Annotated in this window: 17 protein-coding genes; 13 read left to right on the forward strand and 4 right to left on the reverse strand. The window is 71.6% G+C overall.

The genetic code is table 11. The features are described 5' to 3' along the window. Positions 1–219: 219 nt before the first annotated feature. A complete protein-coding gene (gene speB / locus ACFZAM_RS17385; RefSeq protein ID WP_391046904.1) occupies positions 220–1,179 on the reverse strand; it encodes an agmatinase in 960 nt (319 codons plus the stop codon). Positions 1,180–1,351: 172 nt separating this feature from the next. Between speB and ACFZAM_RS17390 the strand changes: the two genes are divergently transcribed. From ACFZAM_RS17390 to ACFZAM_RS17400, 3 genes are all read left to right on the forward strand, one after another. After that, on the forward strand, positions 1,352–2,170 hold the full coding sequence (locus ACFZAM_RS17390) for a phosphatase (protein WP_355337010.1): 819 nt from the start codon (positions 1,352–1,354) through the stop codon (positions 2,168–2,170). A gap of 90 nt (positions 2,171–2,260) precedes the next feature. Next, the gene (locus ACFZAM_RS17395) at positions 2,261–2,950 is read left to right on the forward strand and encodes a response regulator (RefSeq protein WP_391046907.1); all 690 of its coding nucleotides are present in this window, start codon (positions 2,261–2,263) and stop codon (positions 2,948–2,950) included. Positions 2,951–2,952: 2 nt separating this feature from the next. Next, positions 2,953–4,254, forward strand: coding sequence for a histidine kinase (locus ACFZAM_RS17400; RefSeq protein ID WP_391046909.1), 1,302 nt, complete (start codon positions 2,953–2,955; stop codon positions 4,252–4,254). Positions 4,255–4,365: 111 nt separating this feature from the next. Here ACFZAM_RS17400 and ACFZAM_RS17405 read toward each other — a convergent pair whose 3' ends face one another. From ACFZAM_RS17405 to ACFZAM_RS17415, 3 genes are all read right to left on the reverse strand, one after another. Beyond that, positions 4,366–5,250, reverse strand: a complete 885-nt coding sequence (locus ACFZAM_RS17405; RefSeq protein WP_391046912.1) for an acyl-CoA thioesterase domain-containing protein — start codon at positions 5,248–5,250, stop codon at positions 4,366–4,368. A gap of 52 nt (positions 5,251–5,302) precedes the next feature. Beyond that, complete coding sequence (locus tag ACFZAM_RS17410) at positions 5,303–6,460, reverse strand: acyl-CoA dehydrogenase family protein (RefSeq protein WP_355337002.1); 1,158 nt, start codon at positions 6,458–6,460, stop codon at positions 5,303–5,305. A 67-nt stretch (positions 6,461–6,527) separates the two neighbouring features. After that, positions 6,528–7,148 (reverse strand): TetR/AcrR family transcriptional regulator, encoded by a 621-nt coding sequence (locus tag ACFZAM_RS17415; protein WP_355337000.1) that lies wholly within the window; start codon positions 7,146–7,148, stop codon positions 6,528–6,530. 84 nt (positions 7,149–7,232) lie between these two features. Between ACFZAM_RS17415 and ACFZAM_RS17420 the strand changes: the two genes are divergently transcribed. The 10 genes from ACFZAM_RS17420 (at position 7,233) to glmS (ending at position 21,111) form a co-directional block, all read left to right on the forward strand. Beyond that, entirely contained in the window at positions 7,233–8,861 is a 1,629-nt protein-coding gene (locus tag ACFZAM_RS17420) for a carboxyl transferase domain-containing protein (RefSeq protein WP_391046916.1), read from the forward strand. A gap of 47 nt (positions 8,862–8,908) precedes the next feature. Further along, the gene (locus tag ACFZAM_RS17425) at positions 8,909–11,053 is read left to right on the forward strand and encodes a biotin carboxylase N-terminal domain-containing protein (protein WP_391047192.1); all 2,145 of its coding nucleotides are present in this window, start codon (positions 8,909–8,911) and stop codon (positions 11,051–11,053) included. A gap of 59 nt (positions 11,054–11,112) precedes the next feature. Next, positions 11,113–12,093, forward strand: coding sequence for a hydroxymethylglutaryl-CoA lyase (locus tag ACFZAM_RS17430; RefSeq protein WP_391047194.1), 981 nt, complete (start codon positions 11,113–11,115; stop codon positions 12,091–12,093). Between the two features lie 2 nt (positions 12,094–12,095). Continuing rightward, entirely contained in the window at positions 12,096–13,262 is a 1,167-nt protein-coding gene (locus ACFZAM_RS17435; RefSeq protein WP_355336996.1) for an acyl-CoA dehydrogenase family protein, read from the forward strand. Between the two features lie 112 nt (positions 13,263–13,374). Next, on the forward strand, positions 13,375–14,823 hold the full coding sequence (locus ACFZAM_RS17440; RefSeq protein WP_355336994.1) for an aspartate aminotransferase family protein: 1,449 nt from the start codon (positions 13,375–13,377) through the stop codon (positions 14,821–14,823). Then, the gene (locus tag ACFZAM_RS17445) at positions 14,807–16,153 is read left to right on the forward strand and encodes a SidA/IucD/PvdA family monooxygenase (RefSeq protein WP_391046919.1); all 1,347 of its coding nucleotides are present in this window, start codon (positions 14,807–14,809) and stop codon (positions 16,151–16,153) included. Before ACFZAM_RS17440 ends, ACFZAM_RS17445 begins: the two co-directional genes overlap by 17 nt. Next, entirely contained in the window at positions 16,150–16,752 is a 603-nt protein-coding gene (locus tag ACFZAM_RS17450) for a GNAT family N-acetyltransferase (RefSeq protein ID WP_391046921.1), read from the forward strand. The genes ACFZAM_RS17445 and ACFZAM_RS17450 overlap by 4 nt, the downstream gene beginning before the upstream one ends. Then, positions 16,749–18,701, forward strand: a complete 1,953-nt coding sequence (locus ACFZAM_RS17455) for an IucA/IucC family protein (RefSeq protein WP_391046924.1) — start codon at positions 16,749–16,751, stop codon at positions 18,699–18,701. Before ACFZAM_RS17450 ends, ACFZAM_RS17455 begins: the two co-directional genes overlap by 4 nt. A 159-nt stretch (positions 18,702–18,860) precedes the next feature. After that, positions 18,861–19,136, forward strand: coding sequence for a hypothetical protein (locus tag ACFZAM_RS17460; protein ID WP_188280294.1), 276 nt, complete (start codon positions 18,861–18,863; stop codon positions 19,134–19,136). A gap of 160 nt (positions 19,137–19,296) precedes the next feature. Further along, positions 19,297–21,111 (forward strand): glutamine--fructose-6-phosphate transaminase (isomerizing), encoded by a 1,815-nt coding sequence (gene glmS / locus ACFZAM_RS17465; RefSeq protein ID WP_391046926.1) that lies wholly within the window; start codon positions 19,297–19,299, stop codon positions 21,109–21,111. Positions 21,112–21,291 lie beyond the last annotated feature (180 nt).

Here is a 21,291-nt window from a genome sequence, read left to right on the forward strand (position 1 = left end):
GCCCTGGTCAACGACCTTGCCACCCGCGTCCTCCAGCCCGTCCGTCCACCCGTTGCCGCCGGAGGCTGCAACGCTCCGGCGTGCGCGTTTCATCCTCCCGCAACAATTGGGAGACCAAGGTCGTGGGGCGGTGCGACCTTGGTCGTAGTCCCCGGGGCGACGCCGGCCAGGCCGCCGAGGGGCCGCGGACAGGCCCGCGGGGCGGCCCTGGAGGGGCCGTCAGCGGGCCGCGGCGACCTGCCGGGACATGATCGTCGTCAGCTCGTAGGCGGTGTGCGAGGCCCCGACCGAGGTGATCTCGGCGTGGTCGTAGGCCGGGGCGACCTCGACGACATCGGCCGACACCAGGTGGCAGTCGGCCAGGCCCCGCAGGATCTCCAGCAGCTCGCGGGAGGTGAGCCCGCCGGCCTCCGGGGTGCCGGTGCCGGGCGCGTGCGCCGGGTCGAGCACGTCGATGTCGACCGAGATGTACAGCGGACGGTTCCCGACACGCTCTCTGAGCTGCTGCGCGACCTCGTCGACACCGCGCCGCATGACGTCGGCGGACGTCACGATCCCGAAGCCCATCTTCTCGTCGTCGTCCAGGTCCTTCCTGCCGTACAGCGGGCCGCGCGTGCCGACGTGCGACAGCGCCGACGTGTCGAGAATGCCCTCCTCGACCGCGCGCCGGAAGGGCGTGCCGTGGGTGTACTCGGCGCCGAAGTAGGTGTCCCAGGTGTCCAGGTGCGCGTCGAAGTGCAGCAGCGCCACCGGGCCGTGCTTGCGCGCGACGGCGCGCAGCAGGGGCAGCGCGATGGTGTGGTCGCCGCCGAGCGTCATCAGCCGGGCACCGGTGTCCAGCAGGTCGTCCGCCGCGGCCTGGACGGTCTCCACGGCCTCGTTGATGTCGAACGGGTTGGCGGCGATGTCGCCCGCGTCCGCGACCTGGGCGAGCGCGAAGGGCGACGCGTCCTGCGCCGGGTTGTACGGGCGCAGCAGCCGTGACGCCTCGCGGATCGCGTTGCCGCCGAACCTCGCGCCGGGCCGGTAGGAGACGCCGGAGTCGAAGGGCACGCCGACGACCGCGACGTCGGCGGCGCCGACCTCGTCCAGGCGCGGCAGGCGCGCGAAGGTGGCCGGTCCCGCGTAGCGCGGGATACGCGAGGAATCGACGGGGCCGCGCGGCGCTGCGCTGCTCATGGGTGGCTGCCTCTTTCGTTGGGGATCGCCCGCCTGAGGGGCGAGGCCGACCCTACGTGGCCGCCGGAAGCCACCGGAATGTACGTTTCCTCCAATCGGGGGTCCCGATTACGCCTCGGCGTCGATCCCCGGCCGGACGCACGTCCGAGCGGCGGAGCGGGACAATGTGCGCATGCCCATGGATCCAGCTGCCGCAGCACCCACCCGCCAGGCCCTCGTCGCCCATCTGACCAGCACCCGGATAGCCGGCGACGTGGCGACCAGCCGCGAGAACAACCTCGACCACTTCCGGGCGCTGGCCGAGGGAAATCGCTACTACTGGTTCGGCCTGGAGCTGGGTGACCGCTGGGACGACCAGGCGGCGGTGCTGGAGCTGATGGCCGAGCGGTGCGGTGTCGTCGCCGATCCCGGGCACCGGCACGGGCAGGACACCATCGATCCCGAGCTGACGATCGACGCGCTCGACCGGATGGCCGATGTGCTGCACAAGGCGGCGGAAAACGGCTCCAGGGTGCTGGTGGCGACCGGTCACCCGGCGGGTCTGTTCGCCGTCCACTGGGAGCTGGCCGCCGCGCTGCGCGAGGCGGGCTGCACGCTGATCACCCCGTCGGAGCGCCTGTACGCGGACGGCGGTGAGATCCGGCACCTGGCGTCCGTTTCCATGGTCCACCGGGCGGGCGGTCTGGTGCACACCCACTCGCCCGACCCGATGCGGGAGATCCTGGACGCGCTGGAGCGCGACGGCGAGCCGCTGCCTGATCTGGTGATCGCCGACCACGGCTGGGCGGGATACGCGGGCGAGCGCGGCATCGACACGGTCGGCTTCGCGGACTGCAACGACCCGGCGCTTTTCGTCGGCGAGGCGGAGGGCAGCCTGCTGGTGACCGTCCCGCTGGACGACAACGTGCCGCCGCAGCACTACGCGCCGCTGACCGCGTATCTGCTGGCGACCGCCGATCTGACCGCCGCAGGTCAGGCCGCGCGGAACTGACGCGGTCCCGGTCCGTCGCTACGCTCGCTACCATCGTTGGGGGAACAAAAGGAACATCAGGGTCAAGAGGGGGCGAGGAAGGCAGGCGCAGTGGTCCAGGTCGTGATCGTCGATGACGAAGCACTGGTCAGGGCCGCCCTGCGAAGCATCCTCGAATCCTCCGGCGACATCCGGGTGGTCGCGGACTGCGACGGGCACGACGCCGTCGGGACGGTGACCGCGACGCGTCCCGGCCTCGTCCTGCTGGACGCGGTGATGCCGCCGCCCGACGACGGACTGACCGTCCTGCGCGCCCTGCGGGCACTGCCCTCGCCGCCCGCCGTCGCCATGCTGACCGCCTTCGACACCAGCGCCCATCTGCGCGCGGCGATGGCGGCGGGCGCCACCGGTTTCCTGCTCAAGGACACCGCGGTCGGCACCCTGATCGACGCGGTACGCGTCATGGCGCGCGGCGGCACCGTCTTCACCCCCACCGTGGGCCGCGCGGTCGTCGACGGCTTCCTGGGCGGTCCGCCCGGCTCCGACGGCGCGAAGGGGCCCGGTACGCCCGAGGCGTCCGCCCACGCCGCGGCCCTGGCGCCGCTGACCGACCGCGAGACCGAGGTGCTGCGGCTGCTGGCGGCCGGGCTGCCGAACGCCCGGATAGCGGCCGAGCTGGGGATCTCGGTCGGCACCGTCAAGGACCATGTGCGCGCGGTGCTGCGGAAGCTGGCCGCGCCCAACCGGGTGGCCGCCGCCCTCGTCGCGCACCAGGCCGGGCTGGTACGGGTGCCGAAGTGATCGTGAAGCCACGTGTCGCCCTGCCGGACGCCGCGCTGTTCGCCCTCTCCGCGACCGAGGTGTGGGCGACGCGCTCCTTCGGCGGCCCGGTCTCGTTCGCCTTCGCGGCCCTGGGCACGCTGGCGCTGCTGTTCCGGCACCGCTTCCCGCTGATCGCCTTCGCCGCGACCCTGCCCGCGCTCTCGCTCGGCTACATCTGGTTCTCGCCGATGGGCGCGCTCTACGAGATCGCCGCGGGCGGCCCCGACCGTCATCGCGCACAAGGGTGGCCGTTTTCTCCGGCCCGGCCCTCGAAGAGCGCGCCCTCCGGTACGCCGCCCGCCACGTCCTTCGCCTCGGCGGCTCTCCTACCACCCGGGACGACGGCCGCTACCTCATCGGCCACCCTCACCCGTTCGGGTGAGCGCGTGATATCTCGCCGCGCCCTGCTGATCGGTGGCTGCGCGCTGCTCGCGGCGACGGTCTCCTGCGTGCCCTGGCCATTCCGCGCCCCGGCGCCCTGGGGGCTGTCGGACACGATCCTCGCGGTGATGCTGTCCTCGCTGCTGGCCCTGGCGCCGACCGCGCTGGGCCTGTTCGCCGCCTCGCGGCGCGAGCTGGCCGGGCGGCTGGAGGAGCTGGCGGCCAGCAGGGAACGGGAGCGAGAGCTGGCCGCGGAACAGGCGGTGGTACGGGAGCGGGCCCGGCTCGCCCGCGAGATGCACGACACCGTGGCGCACCACATCAGCCTGATCGCCGTGCAGTCCGGCGCCCTGGAGGCGACCGCGCGGGGACCGCAGGCGCGGGCGGCGGCCGGGGCGGTGCGCGAGCTGAGCCGGGACGCACTGGACGAGCTGCGCCGGATGGTGGGGCTGCTGCGGCTGCCGGTGACGTCGGGGCAGCCGCTGGACGCGGGCCCCGGCCTCGCGGGCATCCCCGCGCTGGTCGCCGCCGCGGGACCCGGCACGCACGGCGAACTGCCCGGCGCCATGGCCCCGGCCGACGCCGCCCGCCTGCCCTCGGACGTCCAGCACGCCGCGTACCGCATCGTGCAGGAAGCGCTCACCAACATCCGCAAGCACGCGCCCGGCGCGGAAACCCGCGTCCTGGTGCGGCACAGCGGCGACGTGCTGGTGGTGGAGGTGCGCAACGGACCCGCGTCGGCGGCGCCGGGACCGGCCCTGCCCTCGGGCGGCCACGGTCTCGCCGGGCTGCGCGAGCGGGCGGTGCAGCTCGGCGGCGAATTCATCGCGTCGCCCGCGGCGACCGGGGGCTTTCTCGTACGGGCGACGCTGCCGGTCGGACCGGCGGTCGAGGCGGCGTAGGCGGAGCCGCCCGATCAGAGCCGGGGCGCGCCTCGGGAGCCACCGCGCCGGAATGCCGCGCGTGTCTGGTATCCGGGAGCGGAGATCCGCGCTCACCCGAAAGGGTGAGCGTCAGTCGCGCGGCACCCGCACCAGGCCCTCCTGGATCACCGAGACGGCGAGCTGCCCGTCGCGGGTGTAGATCCGGGCGGTGCCGAGGCCGCGACCGCCGGAGGCGGACGGGCTCTGCTGGTCGTAGAGCAGCCATTCGTCGGCCCGGAAGGGCCGGTGGAACCACATGGCGTGGTCCAGGCTCGCGCCGACCACGTCGCCGACGGTCCAGCCGCCGCGGCCGTGGGCGAGCAGGACCGAGTCGAGCAGCGTCATGTCCGACACATAGGTGGCGAGGCAGACGTGGAGCAGCGGGTCGTCGGCCAGTTTGCCGCGGGCGCGGAACCAGACCTGGGAGCGCGGTTCGCGAATGACACCCGCGGTGAGGAACGGCGGGTCCTCGACGTAACGCAGGTCGACGGCCGCGCGGGTCTCGAGTATCCGGTCGACCACGGTGGGGTCGGGGAACCGCGCGGCGTGTACGGGCAGCATCTCCTCGGCCGTCGGCAGCGTCTCCGGGTCGGGCGCGTGCGGCATCGGCTCCTGGTGTTCCAGGCCCTCCTCGTGGACCTGGAAGGACGCCGAGAGGTGGAAGATCGGCTGGCCGTGCTGGATCGCGACGACCCGCCGGGTGGTGAAGGAGCGGCCGTCGCGGATCCGGTCGACCTGGTAGACGATCGGCGCGCCGGGGTCGCCGGGCCGCAGGAAATAGGCGTGCAGCGAGTGCGCGCCGCGGTCCTCGGGCGCCGTGCGGCCCGCGGCGACCAGGGCCTGTGCGGCGACCTGGCCGCCGAAGACCCGGGGCACCACGGCCGACCGGCTGACACCGCGGAAGATGTCCCGCTCGATCCGCTCCAGGTCGAGCAGATCGAGCAGGGACTGGAGCGGATCCCGGGAGTCGTTCACGGGTCTTTCGGCATTCACGCGTCCGCCGGCTTTCTCACGGATGGGTCTACGGTCACAGGCCCATCGACTTGGCGATGATGGACTTCATGACCTCGCTCGTGCCGCCGTAGATCCGGTTGACGCGGTTGTCGGCGTACAGGCGGGCGATCGGGTACTCGTTCATGTAGCCGTAGCCGCCGTGGAGCTGGAGGCAGCGGTCGATGACGCGGGCGGCGACCTCGGTGCAGAAGAGCTTGGCGGAGGCGGCGTCCGCGGCCGACAGCTCCTTCTTGTCGTGCGCTTCGAGGGCGCGGTCGACGACGGCCTGCGCGGCGTCCACCTCGGCCTTGCAGGCGGCGAGTTCGAACTTGGTGTTCTGGAAGGACGCGACGGTCTGGCCGAAGACGGTCCGGTCCTGGACGTACGCCTGTGCGAAGCGGATCGCGGCGGCGGCCTGGGCGTACGCGCCGACGGCGATGCCCAGCCGCTCCTGCGGGAGATTCTGTCCGAGGTAGGAGAAGCCCTTGCCCTCCTCGCCGAGCAGGTCCTCGAGCGGGACCTTGACGTCGGAGAAGGAGAGTTCCGCGGTGTCGGAGGTGCGCAGGCCGAGCTTGTCGAGCTTGCGGCCGACCGCGTATCCGTCGGCCTTGGTGTCCACGACGAACAGGGAGATGCCCGCGCGGCGGTCCTCGGGCGTGGCGGGGGCGGTGCGGGCGCAGACGATGACGCGGTCGGCGTGGACGCCGCCGGTGATGAAGGTCTTGGCGCCGTTGAGCACGTAATGCGTGCCGTCGGCGGAGAGCTTGGCCGTCGTCTTCATGCCCGCGAGGTCGGAGCCGGTGCCGGGTTCTGTCATGGCGATGGCGAACATCGTCTCGCCGCTGACGAAGCCGGGCAGCCAGCGCTTCTTCTGCTCGTCGGTGGCGTAGGCCATCACGTAGGGCAGGCAGAGGCCGACGTGGACCCCGCTGCCGCCGAAGCTGACGCCCGCGCGGGCGCACTCCTCGCTGATGACGGCCTGGAATTTGAAGCTGTGCTCGCCCGCGCCGCCGAACTCCTCGGGCACCTCGATGCCGAAGACGCCCAGCTCGCCGAGCTTGTAGTAGAAGTCGCGCGGGACCAGGCCAGCCGCCAGCCACTCGTCGTGGACGGGGACGACCTCGGCCTCGATGAAGGCACGTATCGTCTCGCGGAACGCTTCGTGGTCCTCGTTGAACACCGTACGACGCACAGCGCGCCTCCCATCCGCGACCGGGTCCGCTGCCGGGGCGGTCGACAATCGAGCATTAAGCAAGCGCTCAGTAAGTTACCCGCCAGTCGGCCGTGCTGTCCAGACCGTCCAGCGCGTCCAGCGCACCGAGGGCGAGCCGGTGCAGCAGGGCCGCCATCGCGGTCCTGCCGGGCAGTCCGCCGCGCTCGCCGAGGTGCGGAGTGGAGTTGAGCAGACCGAAGACGGCGTGCACGGCCGCGCGCACCTCCAGCTCGGTGGCGCCCGGATGCACCAGCCGCACGACCGCGACCCACTCCTCGACGTACTGCCGCTGGAGCTGGCGGACCAGCTTGCGGTCGGAGTCGCGCAGCCGGTCCAGCTCGCGGTCGTGCAGCGTGATCAGCGGCCGGTCGTCGATCGCGAAGTCGATATGACCGCGGACCAGCGCGTCCAGCGCCTCGACGGGCCCGGTCGCCTCGGCGACCCGCATCTTGCCCGCGGTCAGCAGCCGGCCGCTGATGCCCACCAGCAGCTCGGCGAGCATGGCGTCCTTGCCCGCGAAATGCCGGTAGAGACCCGGGCCGCTGATGCCGACCGCGGCGCCTATCTCGTCGACACCGACCCCGTGGAAGCCGCGCTCGGCGAAGAGCCGGGCGGCCTCTCGGAGAATCTGCTCGCGACGGTTCTCCGCCGTCTTCGTCGGGTTCATGAGATCGAGTCTAGACAACCGAGTTAGCGAGCGTTAACGTGGAGTCATCACGTTAACGCTCGCTAACATCCGGGGGGCCGAACCATGGCAGCACCCGCCCTGTCCAGCGCCGCAGATCCGGCGTCAGAGGCGTATCAGGCCAATGCGCAGGCTCATGCCGCATTGACCGCGGACCTGCGCGACAAGCTGGCCGCCGCGCGGCTCGGCGGCGGCGAGAGAGCCCGCGCCCGCCACACCGCGCGCGGAAAGCTGCTGCCCAGAGACCGGGTGGACGGACTGCTCGACCCCGGCTCGCCCTTCCTGGAGCTGGCGCCGCTGGCCGCGGACGGGATGTACGACGGGCAGGCACCGGCCGCCGGGGTGATCGCCGGGATCGGCCGGGTCGCGGGGCGTGAGGTCGTGGTCGTCGCCAATGACGCCACGGTCAAGGGCGGCACCTATTACCCGATGACGGTCAAGAAGCATCTGCGCGCCCAGGAGATCGCCCTGGACAACCGGCTGCCGTGCGTCTACCTGGTCGACTCCGGCGGCGCCTTCCTCCCCCGGCAGGACGAGGTCTTCCCCGACCGCGACCACTTCGGCCGGATCTTCTACAACCAGGCCACCATGTCCGCGCGCGGCATCCCGCAGATCGCCGCCGTCATGGGCTCGTGCACCGCGGGCGGCGCCTACGTCCCGGCGATGAGCGACGAGGCGGTGATCGTACGGAATCAGGGCACGATCTTCCTCGGCGGTCCGCCGCTGGTGAAGGCGGCCACCGGCGAGGTCGTCACCGCGGAGGAACTGGGCGGCGGCGAGGTGCACTCCCGGGTCTCCGGCGTCACCGACCACCTCGCCGAGGACGACGCCCACGCGCTGGACATCGTCCGCGACATCGTCGCCACCCTGCCCGCGCGCGGCGCCCCGCCGTGGACGGTACGGCCCGCGGAGCCGCCCGCCGTGGACCCGGCCGGGCTGACCGGCGCGGTACCGGTCGACTCCCGCACCCCGTACGACGTCCGCGAGGTCATCGCGCGGCTGGTGGACGGCAGCCACTTCGCCGAGTTCAAGGCGGAGTACGGCACCACGCTGGTCACCGGCTTCGCCCACATCCAGGGCCATCCGGTCGGCATCGTGGCCAACAACGGCATCTTGTTCGCCGAATCCGCCCTCAAGGGCGCGCACTTCATCGAGCTGTGCGACCAGCGCGGCATCCCGCTGCTGTTCCTCCAGAACATCTCCGGCTTCATGGTCGGCCGCCAGTACGAGGCGGGCGGCATCGCCAAGCACGGCGCGAAGATGGTCACGGCGGTCGCCTGCGCGCGCGTGCCCAAGCTGACCGTGGTGATCGGCGGCTCCTACGGCGCGGGCAACTACTCGATGTGCGGCCGGGCCTACAGCCCGCGCTTCCTGTGGATGTGGCCCAACGCCAAGATCTCGGTGATGGGCGGCGAGCAGGCCGCGTCCGTGCTGGCCACCGTCAAGCGCGACCAGCTCGCCGCCGCGGGCGAGAAGTGGAGCGAGGAGGCGGAGGAGGCGTTCAAGGCCCCGGTCCGCGAGCAGTACGAGACGCAGGGCAACGCCTACTACGCCACCGCCAGGCTCTGGGACGACGGTGTGATCGACCCGCTGGAGACCCGTACCGTCCTCGGCCTGGCCCTCACCGCCTGCGCCAACGCCCCCCTTCCGACCGCCGATCCGGGTGCGCCCGGCTACGGCGTCTTCCGGATGTGAGGGGCGTGCCGACCATGAACACCGCAACCGCCGGGAGCGCGAGCCCCATGTTCGACACCGTCCTGGTCGCCAACCGCGGCGAGATCGCCGTCCGCGTGCTGCGGACCCTGCGGGAGCTGGGCGTCCGCTCGGCCGCCGTCTTCACCGACGCCGACGCCGACGCCCGGCACGTACGCGAGGCGGACACCGCGGTACGGATCGAGAACTATCTGTCGGCCGCCGAGCAGGTACGGGCGGCCGTGGAGGCGGGTGCCCAGGCGGTCCACCCCGGCTACGGCTTCCTGGCGGAGAACGCGGCCTTCGCCCGCGCCTGCGCCGAGGCGGGCCTGGTCTTCATCGGACCGCCCGCCGAGGCCATCGAGCTGATGGGCGACAAGATCCGCGCCAAGGAGACGGTCCGGGCCGCGGGCGTCCCGGTCGTGCCCGGCAGCACGGGCAGCGGGCTCACCGACGACCAACTGGCCGACGCGGCACGGGAGATCGGCCTGCCGGTGCTGCTCAAGCCCTCGGCGGGCGGCGGCGGCAAGGGCATGCGGCTGGTGCGCGACGAGGCACTGCTGGCCGAGGAGATCGCGGCGGCCCGGCGCGAGGCGCGCGGCTCCTTCGGCGACGACACGCTGCTGGTGGAGCGGTGGATCGACCGCCCGCGGCACATCGAGATCCAGGTCCTGGCCGACGGCCACGGCTCGGTGGTGCACCTCGGCGAGCGCGAGTGCTCGCTGCAACGACGGCACCAGAAGGTGATCGAGGAGGCCCCCTCGGTCCTGCTCGACGAGGCGACCCGGCAGGCGATGGGCGAGGCCGCGGTGCAGGCCGCCCGCTCCTGCGGCTACACGGGCGCGGGCACGGTGGAGTTCATCGTCCCCGGCGCCGACCCCGGCGCGTACTTCTTCATGGAGATGAACACCCGCCTCCAGGTGGAGCACCCGGTGACGGAGCTGGTCACCGGGCTCGACCTGGTCGAGTGGCAGCTCCGGGTGGCGTGCGGCGAGCGGCTGGGCTTCGGACAGCGGGCCATCGCCATGACCGGCCACGCCATGGAGGCGCGGATCTGCGCGGAGACCGCCAGAGCGGGCGACGGGCGGGTGGACTTCCTGCCGTCCGCGGGCACCGTCGTGGCGCTGGCCGAACCGACCGGCCCCGGAGTGCGCGTCGATTCGGGTCTCGCGGTCGGCACGGAGGTGGGCACGGCCTACGACCCGATGCTGGCCAAGGTGATCGCCTACGGCCCCGACCGGGCCACGGCGCTGCGGCGGCTGCGGGCCGCGCTGGCGGACACCGTCGTGCTGGGCCTGGACACCAACACCGGTTTCCTGCGCAGGCTGCTGGCCCACCCGGCGGTGGTCGCGGGCGAGCTGGACACCGGGCTGATCGACCGGGACGCCGCCGAACTGCTGCCGCCCGGCGTGCCGGACGAGGTGTACGCGGCGGCGGCGCTGCTGCGGCAGGCCGCGCTGGCCCCGGCCCCGGACGCGGGCGGCTGGACCGACCCGTTCTCGGTGCCGAGCGGCTGGCGGCTGGGCGGCGAGCCGGCCTGGACGGCGCACCACCTGCGGGTTCCCGGCCGGGAGCCGGTGACGGTACGGGTCCGCGACGGCCTGGTGCGGATCGGCGAAGGACCGGCCACGGCGGCCCGGTTGACGCTGGACGGACCCCGCGCGCTGCTCCACCGCGAGGGCACGGTGACCGCTTTCCGGCACGCGGGCGAGTGGCTGGGCCGGGACGGCGACGGCTGGTGGGTACGGGCGTACGACCCGGTGGCCGCGGCCCTGCGCGGCGCCGCGGGCGGGGGCGGGGGCGGCGCGCTGACCGCGCCGATGCCCGGCACGGTCACGGTGGTGAAGGTCGGCAAGGGGGACGAGGTCGTGGCGGGCCAGAGCCTGCTGGTGGTGGAGGCCATGAAGATGGAGCACGTGATCACCGCCCCGCACGACGGGACGGTGTCCGAGATCGACGTCACCGCGGGCAGCACCGTGGCGATGGACCAGGTGCTTGCGGTGGTCACCCCGTCGGCCCCGCAGGACCCGGCCGAGGCGGCAACACCCGCGGCAGCCGCCGGAACAGCACCCGAGCCGCCCGCCGGACCGACCGCCGCGCGGACCACCGCATCCGACGCCGCGCGGACCACCGCACCCGCTGCCGGTCAGACCACCGCGCCGGCTGCCGCACCAACTGCCGGGGAGGCGTCATGAGCACCGCCGACCGGAGCCCGGCCGCGTCCGGGACTCCCACCGGCGCCGCCGCGGGTACGATGACGGACGCGACCGGCGGCGCGCTGCCCGCCGGACTGCCGATGGCCGTACCCGCGGCCGGGCTGCCGACGGCCGTGCGGATCCACGAGGTCGGCGCGCGGGACGGATTGCAGAACGAGAAGGCGACCGTGCCGACCGCCGTGAAGGCGGAGTTCGTGCACCGGCTCGCCGCGGCCGGGCTCGGCACGATCGAGGCGACCAGCTTCGTCCACCCCAAGTGGGTGCCCCAACTGGCCGACGCGGCCGAGCTGATGCCGCTGCTCGCGGACCTGGACCCGGCGGTGCGGCTGCCGGTGCTGGTGCCGAACGAGCGGGGTCTGGAGCGGGCGCTGGAGCTGGGCGTCCGGGAGATCGCGGTCTTCGGCAGCGCCACCGAGTCCTTCGCCCGCGCCAACCTCAACCGGACGGTGGAGGAGTCGCTGGCGATGTTCGCCCCGGTGGTGACCAGGGCCAGGGACGCGGGCGCCACCGTCCGCGGCTATCTGTCGATGTGCTTCGGCGACCCCTGGGAGGGCCCGGTCCCGATCGGGCAGGTCGCCGCCGCGGCCCGGCGGCTGTACGAGCTGGGCTGCACCGAGCTGAGCCTCGGCGACACGATCGGAGTGGCGACGCCCGGCCATGTCACGGCGCTGCTGGACGAACTGACCGGCGGCTCCGGCGGCACCGGCGTCCCGGTCGACAAGCTCGCCGTGCACTTCCACGACACCTACGGCCAGGCGCTGTCCAACACGCTGGCCGCGCTCCAGCGGGGCGTCACCGTCGTGGACGCCTCCGCGGGCGGCCTCGGCGGCTGCCCGTACGCCAAGAGCGCCACCGGAAACCTCGCCACCGAAGACCTCGTCTGGATGCTGCACGGCCTCGGCATCCGCACCGGGGTCGATCTGGACCGCCTCAGCGCCACAAGCGTGTGGATGGCGGAGCACCTGGGACGGCCGAGCCCGTCCCGTACCGTCCGCGCCCTGACCCACCAGGAGCAGTAGCCATGTCGATCGACCACCGTCTGTCCGCCGAGTACGAGGAACTGCGCGCCACGGTCGCGGAGTTCGCCAAGGACGTGATCGCGCCGAAGATCGGCGAGTTCTACGAGCAGCAGGAGTTCCCGTACGAGATCGTGCGGGAGATGGGGCGGATGGGCCTGTTCGGGCTGCCGTTCCCCGAGGAGTACGGCGGGATGGGCGGTGACTACTTCGCGCTGTGCATCGCGCTGGAGGAGCTGGCCCGCGTGGACTCCTCGGTGGCGATCACCCTGGAGGCCGGGGTGTCGCTGGGCGCGATGCCGGTGTTCAGGTTCGGCACCGAGGAGCAGAAGCGCACTTGGCTGCCGAAGCTCTGCTCGGGCGAGATGCTGGGCGCGTTCGGGCTGACGGAGCCGGAGTGCGGTTCCGACGCGGGCGGCACCCGTACCACCGCGCGGCTGGACGAGGCGACCGACGAGTGGGTGATCAACGGCACCAAGTGCTTCATCACCAACTCGGGCACCGACATCACCGGGCTGGTCACGGTGACGGCGGTGACCGGCCGCAAGGACGACGGCAGGCCGCGGATCTCCTCGATCATCGTGCCGTCGGGGACGCCCGGCTTCACGGTGTCGAAGAAGTACAGCAAGGTCGGGTGGAACGCGTCGGACACCCGCGAGCTGTCGTTCGCCGACTGCCGGGTGCCCGCGGCGAATCTGCTGGGCGAGGAGGGCCGGGGCTACGCGCAGTTCCTGCGCATCCTGGACGAGGGGCGGATCGCGATCTCGGCCCTGTCCACCGGTCTGGCGCAGGGCTGTGTGGACGAGTCGCTGTCGTACGCCAAGACCCGGCACGCCTTCGGGCGTCCGATCGGTGACAACCAGGCGATCCAGTTCAAGATCGCGGACATGGAGATGCGGGCCCACACGGCGCGGCTGGCGTGGCGGGACGCGGCGTCGCGGCTGGTGCACGGCGACGAGTTCAAGAAGGAGGCGGCGCTGGCCAAGCTCTACTCCTCCGAGATCGCGGTCACCAACGCCCGTGAGGCCACGCAGATCCACGGCGGCTACGGCTTCATGAACGAATATCCGGTGGCCCGTATGTGGCGGGACTCCAAAATCCTGGAGATCGGCGAAGGCACCAGCGAGGTGCAGCGCATGCTGATCGCACGGGAGTTGGGGCTGGTGGGCTAGAACACCCGCCTGCGGGGAAGAGTGATCCCTGAGACAACTGGGGCGCAGGACCGTTGAAGCGGTGAGTTAGGTTAGGCTAACCTAACTCAGCCGCTCAACGAGAGGTCTGCCCATGCGCTCACACCTGCTCAACGACGCCACGACGGAGCACTATCTGCGCTCCGTCTCCCAGGGAGTCGAGCGGGTGGCGGCCACCCTCGCCGCGACCGACCGGCCTTTCACCGGCATCACCCCGGAAGCCCTCGCGCCCCGGATCGACGCGATCGACCTCGCCCAGCCGCTCGGCGACACCGCCGCCGCGCTGGACGAACTCGAAGCGGTCTATCTGCGCGACGCCGTCTACTTCCACCACCCCCGCTACCTCGCGCACCTCAACTGCCCGGTCGTCATACCGGCCGTCGCCGCCGAGGCCGTGCTCAGCGCCGTCAACTCCTCCCTCGACACCTGGGACCAGAGCGCCGGCGCCACCCTCATCGAGCGCCGCATGATCGACTGGACGGCCGAGCGCGCGGGCCTCGGCCCGGCGGCCGACGGCGTCTTCACCAGCGGCGGCACCCAGTCCAACCTCCAGGCGCTGCTGCTCGCCCGCGAGGAAGCCGTCACCCGCGGCGCCGCCTCCTCGCGGCTGCGCATCCTCGCCTCCGAGTGCGGCCACTTCAGCGTCCAGAAGTCCGCGAAGCTGCTCGGCCTCGGCGCCGACGCCGTCATCGCCGTCCCCTGCGACCAGAACAAGCGGATGCAGAGCCTCGCGCTCGCCCGCGAGTTGGACCGCTGCGCCCGCGAGGGCCTGACCCCGATGGCCGTCGTCGCCACCGCGGGCACCACCGACTTCGGCTCCATCGACCCGCTGCCCGCCATCGCCGACCTGTGCGAGCGCCACGGCGTGTGGCTGCACGTGGACGCCGCGTACGGCTGCGGCCTGCTGGTCTCCCCCACCCGCCGCCACCTGCTCGACGGCATCGAGCGCGCCGACTCGGTGACCGTCGACTACCACAAGTCCTTCTTCCAGCCCGTCAGTTCGAGCGCCCTCCTGGTCCGCGACCGCACCACGCTGCGGCACGCCACGTACTACGCGGACTACCTCAACCCGCGCCGCACTACCACCGAGCGCATCCCCAACCAGGTGGACAAGTCGCTCCAGACCACACGGCGGTTCGACGCCCTCAAGCTGTGGATGACGCTGCGCGTGATGGGCGCCGACGGCGTCGGCCAGCTCTTCGACGAGGTCGTGGACCTGGCCGCCGAGGGCTGGAAGCTGCTCGACGCCGACCCGCGCTTCGAAGTGGTCGCCCCGCCGACCCTGTCCACGCTGGTCTTCCGCTGGATCCCGGCCGCCGTCACCAGCCCGGCGCTGATCGACCGCGCCAACCTGCACGCCCGCAAGGCGCTGTTCGCCTCGGGCGAGGCCGTCGTGGCGGGCACGAAGGTACGCGGCAGCCACTACCTGAAGTTCACCCTGCTCAACCCGCGCACCACCCCCGCCGACATCGCCACCGTCCTCGACCTGCTCGCCGAGCACGCGGACCAGTACCTGGGAGACGCACTTGTCCACGCCTCGTGACCCGGACTCGGCATCCGAACCCGCCGCGCCGGAACCGGAGTTCGACTTCATCGCGATCGGCCTCGGCCCGTTCAATCTCGGCCTGGCCTGCCTGACCGAGCCGATCGACGACCTCAACGGCCTCTTCCTGGAGGCCAAACCGGACTTCGACTGGCACTCCGGCATGTTCCTGGAGGGCAGCACCCTCCAGACGCCGTTCATGTCGGACCTGGTGACCCTCGCCGACCCCACCTCGCCCTTCAGCTTCCTCAACTACCTCAAGGAATCGGGGCGGTTGTACTCCTTCTACATACGCGAGAGCTTCTATCCGCTGCGCGAGGAGTACAACGACTACTGCCGCTGGGCCGCGGCCCGCATCCCGTCGATCCGCTTCGGACAGACGGTCACCGAGGTGACCTACGAGGACGGCGCAACGCACGACGGCACGCACGAGGGCACGCACGGCGGGACCTACGTCGTACGGACCGCGAGCGGCGCGGCGCACCGTACGCGCCGACTGGTCCTCGGCACCGGCACACCGCCGTACGTCCCCGCCGCCTGCGAAGGGCTCGGCGGCGACCTCATCCACAACTCCCGCTATCTGGCGGCCAAGAGCGACCTCCAGCGCAAGCGCAGCATCACGATCGTCGGCAGCGGACAGAGCGCCGCCGAGATCTACCACGACCTGCTCCAGGACATCGACGCGCACGGTTACGCGCTGAACTGGGTAACCCGCTCGCCGCGCTTCTTCCCGCTCGAATACACCAAGCTCACGCTGGAAATGACGTCGCCCGAATACGTCGACTACTTCCATTCCCTGCCGTCCCCGGTCCGCGACTCGCTCAACGTCTCGCAGAAGAACCTCTACAAGGGGATCAATTCGGAGCTGATCAATGACATCTTCGACCTGCTCTATCTGAAGAACCGGCGCGGCAAGGTCCCGACCCGGCTGCTCACCAACACCTCGCTCGACAGCGCGCGGTACGACGCCGACAGCGGCACGTACACCCTCGGGCTGTGCCAACGCGAGCAGGGCGGGGAGTTCACGATCGACACCGAGGGCCTGGTCCTCGCCACCGGCTACCGCTACCAGGTGCCGGAATTCCTCGCCCCCGTCCGGGACCGCATCCGCTGGGACGAACAGGGCCGCTACGACGTCACCCGCGACTACGCCATCGACGTCACCGAGCGCGCGATCTACGTGCAGAACGCCGAACTGCACACGCACGGCTTCGTCTCCCCCGACCTCGGCATGGCGGCCTACCGCAACTCCCGCATCATCCGGGAGCTGCTCGGCCGCGAGCACTACCGCGTGGAAAAGGCCATCGCCTTCCAGGAGTTCACCGCATGAGCAGCACGAACAGCATGAGCGGCGCAAGCACCGCGAGGACCGCAACCACCGCGAACAGCGCGGGCAGCACCAGCACAGACCTCGACTTCACCTTCCGCCCGGTCGACCCCCTCGCCGACGCCGACCTGCTGCACACCTGGGTGACGCACCCGAAAGCCGGTTTCTGGCTGATGGGCGACGCGAGCCGTTACGACGTCGAGCGCGCGTACACCGAGATCGCGCAGGCCCCGTACGAGGCGGCGTTCCTCGGCCTCCAGGACGGACGGCCCGTCTTCCTGATGGAACGGTACGACCCCGCGCGGGTCGAACTCGTCGGGCTCTACCCGGCGCAGCCCGGTGACGTCGGCATGCACTTCCTGGTCGCGCCCTGCGACACCCCCGTGCACGGCTTCACCCGCGCGGTGATCAGGGCGGTGATGGCCGAACTCTTCGCCGATCCCGCGACCCGCAGGGTGATCGTGGAGCCCGACGTCCGCAACACGGCGGTGCACGTACTCAACGAGACGGTCGGCTTCGAGATCATCGAGCGGATCAAGAAGCCGGAGAAGGACGCCTTCTTGAGCATCTGCACCCGCGAGCGCTTCGAGGCCACCCGATGACCGACGTCGACCACCTCACCCCGGAGCTGTGGGAGCGGGCCACCCGCCACCTGGTGGCCAAGGCCCTCGCCGAATTCACCCACGAACGGCTGCTCACCCCGGAGCCCTCGAGCCAGGACGGCCAGCACGGCCAGGACCGTCGGCACGCCCAGCACGCCCCGGACGCCCAGGACGCCCCGGACGCCCGGCACGGTCAGAAGGACCACGACAGCTACCTCGTCCGCAGCGACGACGGCGCCACGACGTACCGTTTCGCCGCCCGCCGCCTGGCCCTCGACCACTGGCGGATCGACCCGGCGAGCGTCACCCGCCACCGGCAGGAGGCCGAACTCCCCCTCGACGCGCTCGACTTCATCACCGAGCTGCGCACCACCCTCGCCATCAGCGACAGCGTCCTGCCGGTCTACCTGGAGGAGATCAGCGCGACCCTCTCCGCCGCCGCCTTCAGGCTCGCCGCCCGCGACCGCGCGCCGGTGAGCGCGGCGGAGCTGACCCGCGCCGGATTCCAGGCCATCGAGACCGGGATGACCGAGGGCCACCCCTGCTTCGTCGCCAACAGCGGCCGGCTCGGCTTCGGCGCGGACGACCACCCGCGGTACGCGCCCGAGGCCGCCTCCCCCGTCCGGCTGATCTGGCTGGCCGCGCGCCGCGACCGCACCACCTTCAGCGCGGGCGCGGGCATCGACTACGAGGACTTCCTCACCGCCGAACTGGGCCGGGAACAGCTCCGGCGCTTCGCCGCCGCGCTGACCGGCCGGGGCCTCGACCCGGCCGCGTATCTGCTGATCCCGGTCCACCCCTGGCAGTGGTGGAACAAGCTCTCGGTCACCTTCGCGGGCGAGGTCGCCCGGCAGCACCTGGTCTGCCTCGGCCCCGGCGACGACGCGTATCTGGCGCAGCAGTCGGTCCGTACGTTCTTCAACACCACCGTCCCGACCAGGCACTATGTGAAGACGGCGCTGTCCGTCCTCAACATGGGCTTCATGCGCGGCCTGTCCGCCGCGTACATGGCGGCCACCCCGGCGATCAACGACTGGCTCGCCGAGCTGATCGCCGCCGACCCCACCTTCACCGCCGCCCGCTTCTCGATCATCCGCGAGCGGGCGGCGATCGGTTACCACCACCGGCAGTACGAGGCGGCCACGGCGTACGGCTCCCCGTACCGGAAGATGCTGGCCGCGCTGTGGCGGGAGAGCCCGGTCGCGGACCTGGAGCCGGGCCACCACCTGGCCACGATGGCGTCGCTGCTGCACACCGACGCCGACACGAGCACGGGTACGGACACAGGCACGGGTACGGGTACAGGTACGGACACAGGCACCGGCACCGGCACGGACGCGGGCACCTCCTTCGCGGGCGCCCTCATCGCCCGTTCCGGCCTCCCCGCCGAGACCTGGCTGCGGCGCTACCTGGACGCGTATCTCGTCCCGGTGCTGCACAGCCTCTACGCCTACGGGCTGGCCTTCATGCCGCACGGCGAGAACGTGATCCTGGTGCTGGACGAGACCGGGACGGTGCGGCGGGCGGTGTTCAAGGACATCGCGGAGGAGATCGTGATCATGGACCCGGAGACGCCGCTGCCGCCCGAGGTGGAGCGGATCAGGGCCGAGGTCCCGGAGGACGAGCGGGTGCTCGCCGTCTTCACCGATGTCTTCGACTGCTTCTTCCGCTTCCTCAGCGCGATCCTCCACACCGGGAAGATCCTGGACGAAACGGTGTTCTGGCGGACGGTCGCCGAGTGCGTCGCCGACTACCAGGCCGCCCACCCCGACCTCGCCGACCGGTTCAAGCGGTACGACCTCTTCGCGCCGGAATTCACCCTGTCCTGCCTCAACCGGCTCCAGCTCCGTGACAACCAGCAGATGATCGACCTCGCCGACCCGTCGGCCGCCCTCCAGTTCGCGGGCACCCTCCCCAACCCCCTGGCGGCCCACCGGCCGCACCCGTAACCGGGCCAACCGGGCCGACCGGGCCGACCGGGCCGTCCGCGCCCGCAGCAGTGCCGTCTTCGTCCGTAACGGCCGAATTTTCACCCCCTTGGCCGCTTTCCCTGCCCGAAATCGGGCAGGATTCTTGCAAAGCGCAGATGATCACATCAGTATCGACGGGTGCTCGAACGCCGGACGTCCTACGAGGACCTGATCGACCACCTGGTGCGCTCCACGCCGCTGCACCGCGGCGAGGCGAGCCGGGTGGTGCTGGACGTGCTGGCGTACTTCGACGAGACGACGGAGGAGTTCGTCCGCAGGAGACACCGCGAACTCCAGGCCAAGGGCCTGGTCAACGCGGACATCTTCGAGCGGATCGCCGAGGAGCTGCCGCACCGCGCGGTGGCCCCCTCGGCCCTCTCGCAGCGCCAGCTCCGCCGCATCGTCTACGGCTGAGCGACCGAGCGACCGAGCCGACAATGCGGTCGAGCGGCTGAGCCGACAATGCGGCTGAGCAGCCGAGCGGCCGAGCACCGTCGGCCACCGGGACAGGGCACCCGGGGGCCGAAACGAACAGAACAGAACACGGACAGACACAGGGACGAGGGACGACCATATGTGCGGAATCGTCGGATACATCGGCAGGCGTGACGTGGCACCGCTGCTCCTCGAAGGGTTGCAGCGGCTGGAGTACCGGGGTTACGACTCCGCGGGCGTCGTGATCACCGGAAAGTCCGGCGAGCTGAGGACCGTGAAGGCCAAGGGCCGGGTGCGCGAGCTGGAAGCCCGCATCCCCAAGCGCTTCGCGGGCACCACCGGCATCGCGCACACCCGCTGGGCCACCCACGGCGCCCCGAGCGACCACAACGCGCACCCGCACCTCGACGGGGACAACAAGGTCGCGATCGTCCACAACGGGATCATCGACAACGCGTCCGAGCTGCGCGCCAAGCTCTCCGCCGACGGCGTCACCTTCGCCTCGGAGACCGACACCGAGGTGCTGGCCCACCTGATCGGCCGCGCCCAGGCGGAGACCCTGGAGGAGAAGGTCCGCGAGGCACTGCGCTCGGTCGAGGGCACCTACGGCCTCGCCGTCCTGCACCGCGACTTCGCCGACCGTATCGTCGTGGCCCGCAACGGCTCCCCCGTCGTCCTCGGCATCGGCGAGAAGGAGATGTTCGTCGCCTCCGACGTCGCCGCGCTCGTCGCCCACACCCGCCAGGTCGTCACCTTGCAGGACGGCGAGATGGCCACCCTCAAGGCCGACGACTTCCGCACGTACACCACCGAGGGCTCGCTGACCACGGCGACGCCGACCACCGTGGAGTGGGAGGCCGAGTCGTACGACATGGGCGGCCACGACACGTACATGCACAAGGAGATCTCCGAGCAGGCGGAGGCGGTCGACCGCGTGCTGCGCGGCCGGATCGACGACCGGTTCTCCACCGTGCACCTGGGCGGCCTGAACCTGGAGCCGGGCGAGGCCCGCCGGGTGCGCCGGATCAAGATCCTCGGCTGCGGTACCAGCTACCACGCGGGGCAGATCGGCGCCGGGCTGATCGAGGAGCTGGCCCGTATCCCCGCGGACGCCGAGCCCGCCTCGGAATTCCGCTACCGCAACCCGGTGGTCGACCCCGACACCCTCTATGTCGCGGTCTCCCAGTCCGGCGAGACGTACGACGTGCTGGCCGCCGTCCAGGAGCTCAAGCGCAAGGGCGCGCGGGTGCTGGGCGTGGTCAACGTGGTCGGTTCGGCCATCGCCCGCGAGGCGGACGGCGGCACCTATGTGCACGCCGGGCCCGAGGTCTGCGTGGTGTCCACCAAGTGCTTCACCAACACCGTGGTCGCCTTCGCGCTGCTCGCCCTGCACCTGGGCCGGATCCGCGACCTGTCGGTGGCCGACGGCAAGCGGATCATCGAGGGCCTGCGCCGGCTGCCCGGCCAGATCGACGAGATCCTGAAGACCGAGCCGGAGATCAAGGCGCTGGCCAGGCGGTACGCGGACGCCAAGTCGATGCTGTTCATCGGGCGGGTACGCGGCTACCCGGTGGCCCGCGAGGCGTCGCTGAAGCTCAAGGAGGTCTCGTACATCCACGCGGAGGCGTACCCGGCCTCGGAGCTGAAGCACGGGCCGCTGGCCCTGATCGACCCGTCCATGCCGACGGTCGCGATCGTGCCGGACGACGACCTGCTGGAGAAGAACCGGGCGGCCCTGGAGGAGATCAAGGCCCGCAGCGGGCGCATCCTCGCGGTGGCGCACCAGCCGCAGGAGAAGGCCGACGACACCATCGTCGTACCGAAGAACGAGAACGAGCTGGACCCGATCCTGATGGGCATCCCGCTCCAGCTCTTCGCGTACCATACGGCCCTCGCACTGGGCCGGGACATCGACAAGCCGCGTAACCTGGCGAAGTCCGTGACCGTCGAGTAGCCGAGCGATCGGCTCGTCGCCGGTCGCGCATACGGCGAAGGCCCCCGCCAGCCCGGCGGGGGCCTTCGTAAACGTCCGTACGGGACGATCCCGCACGGAACGTGCGACCGCCCGCCGCGAGCCACCGCGACCCTCCGTGACCCGTCGCGACCCTCCGCGAGCCGCCGCGACCCTCCGCGC

The organism is Streptomyces sp. NPDC008079, from assembly GCF_042957385.1.
In the GTDB taxonomy this organism is placed as follows: domain Bacteria; phylum Actinomycetota; class Actinomycetes; order Streptomycetales; family Streptomycetaceae; genus Actinacidiphila.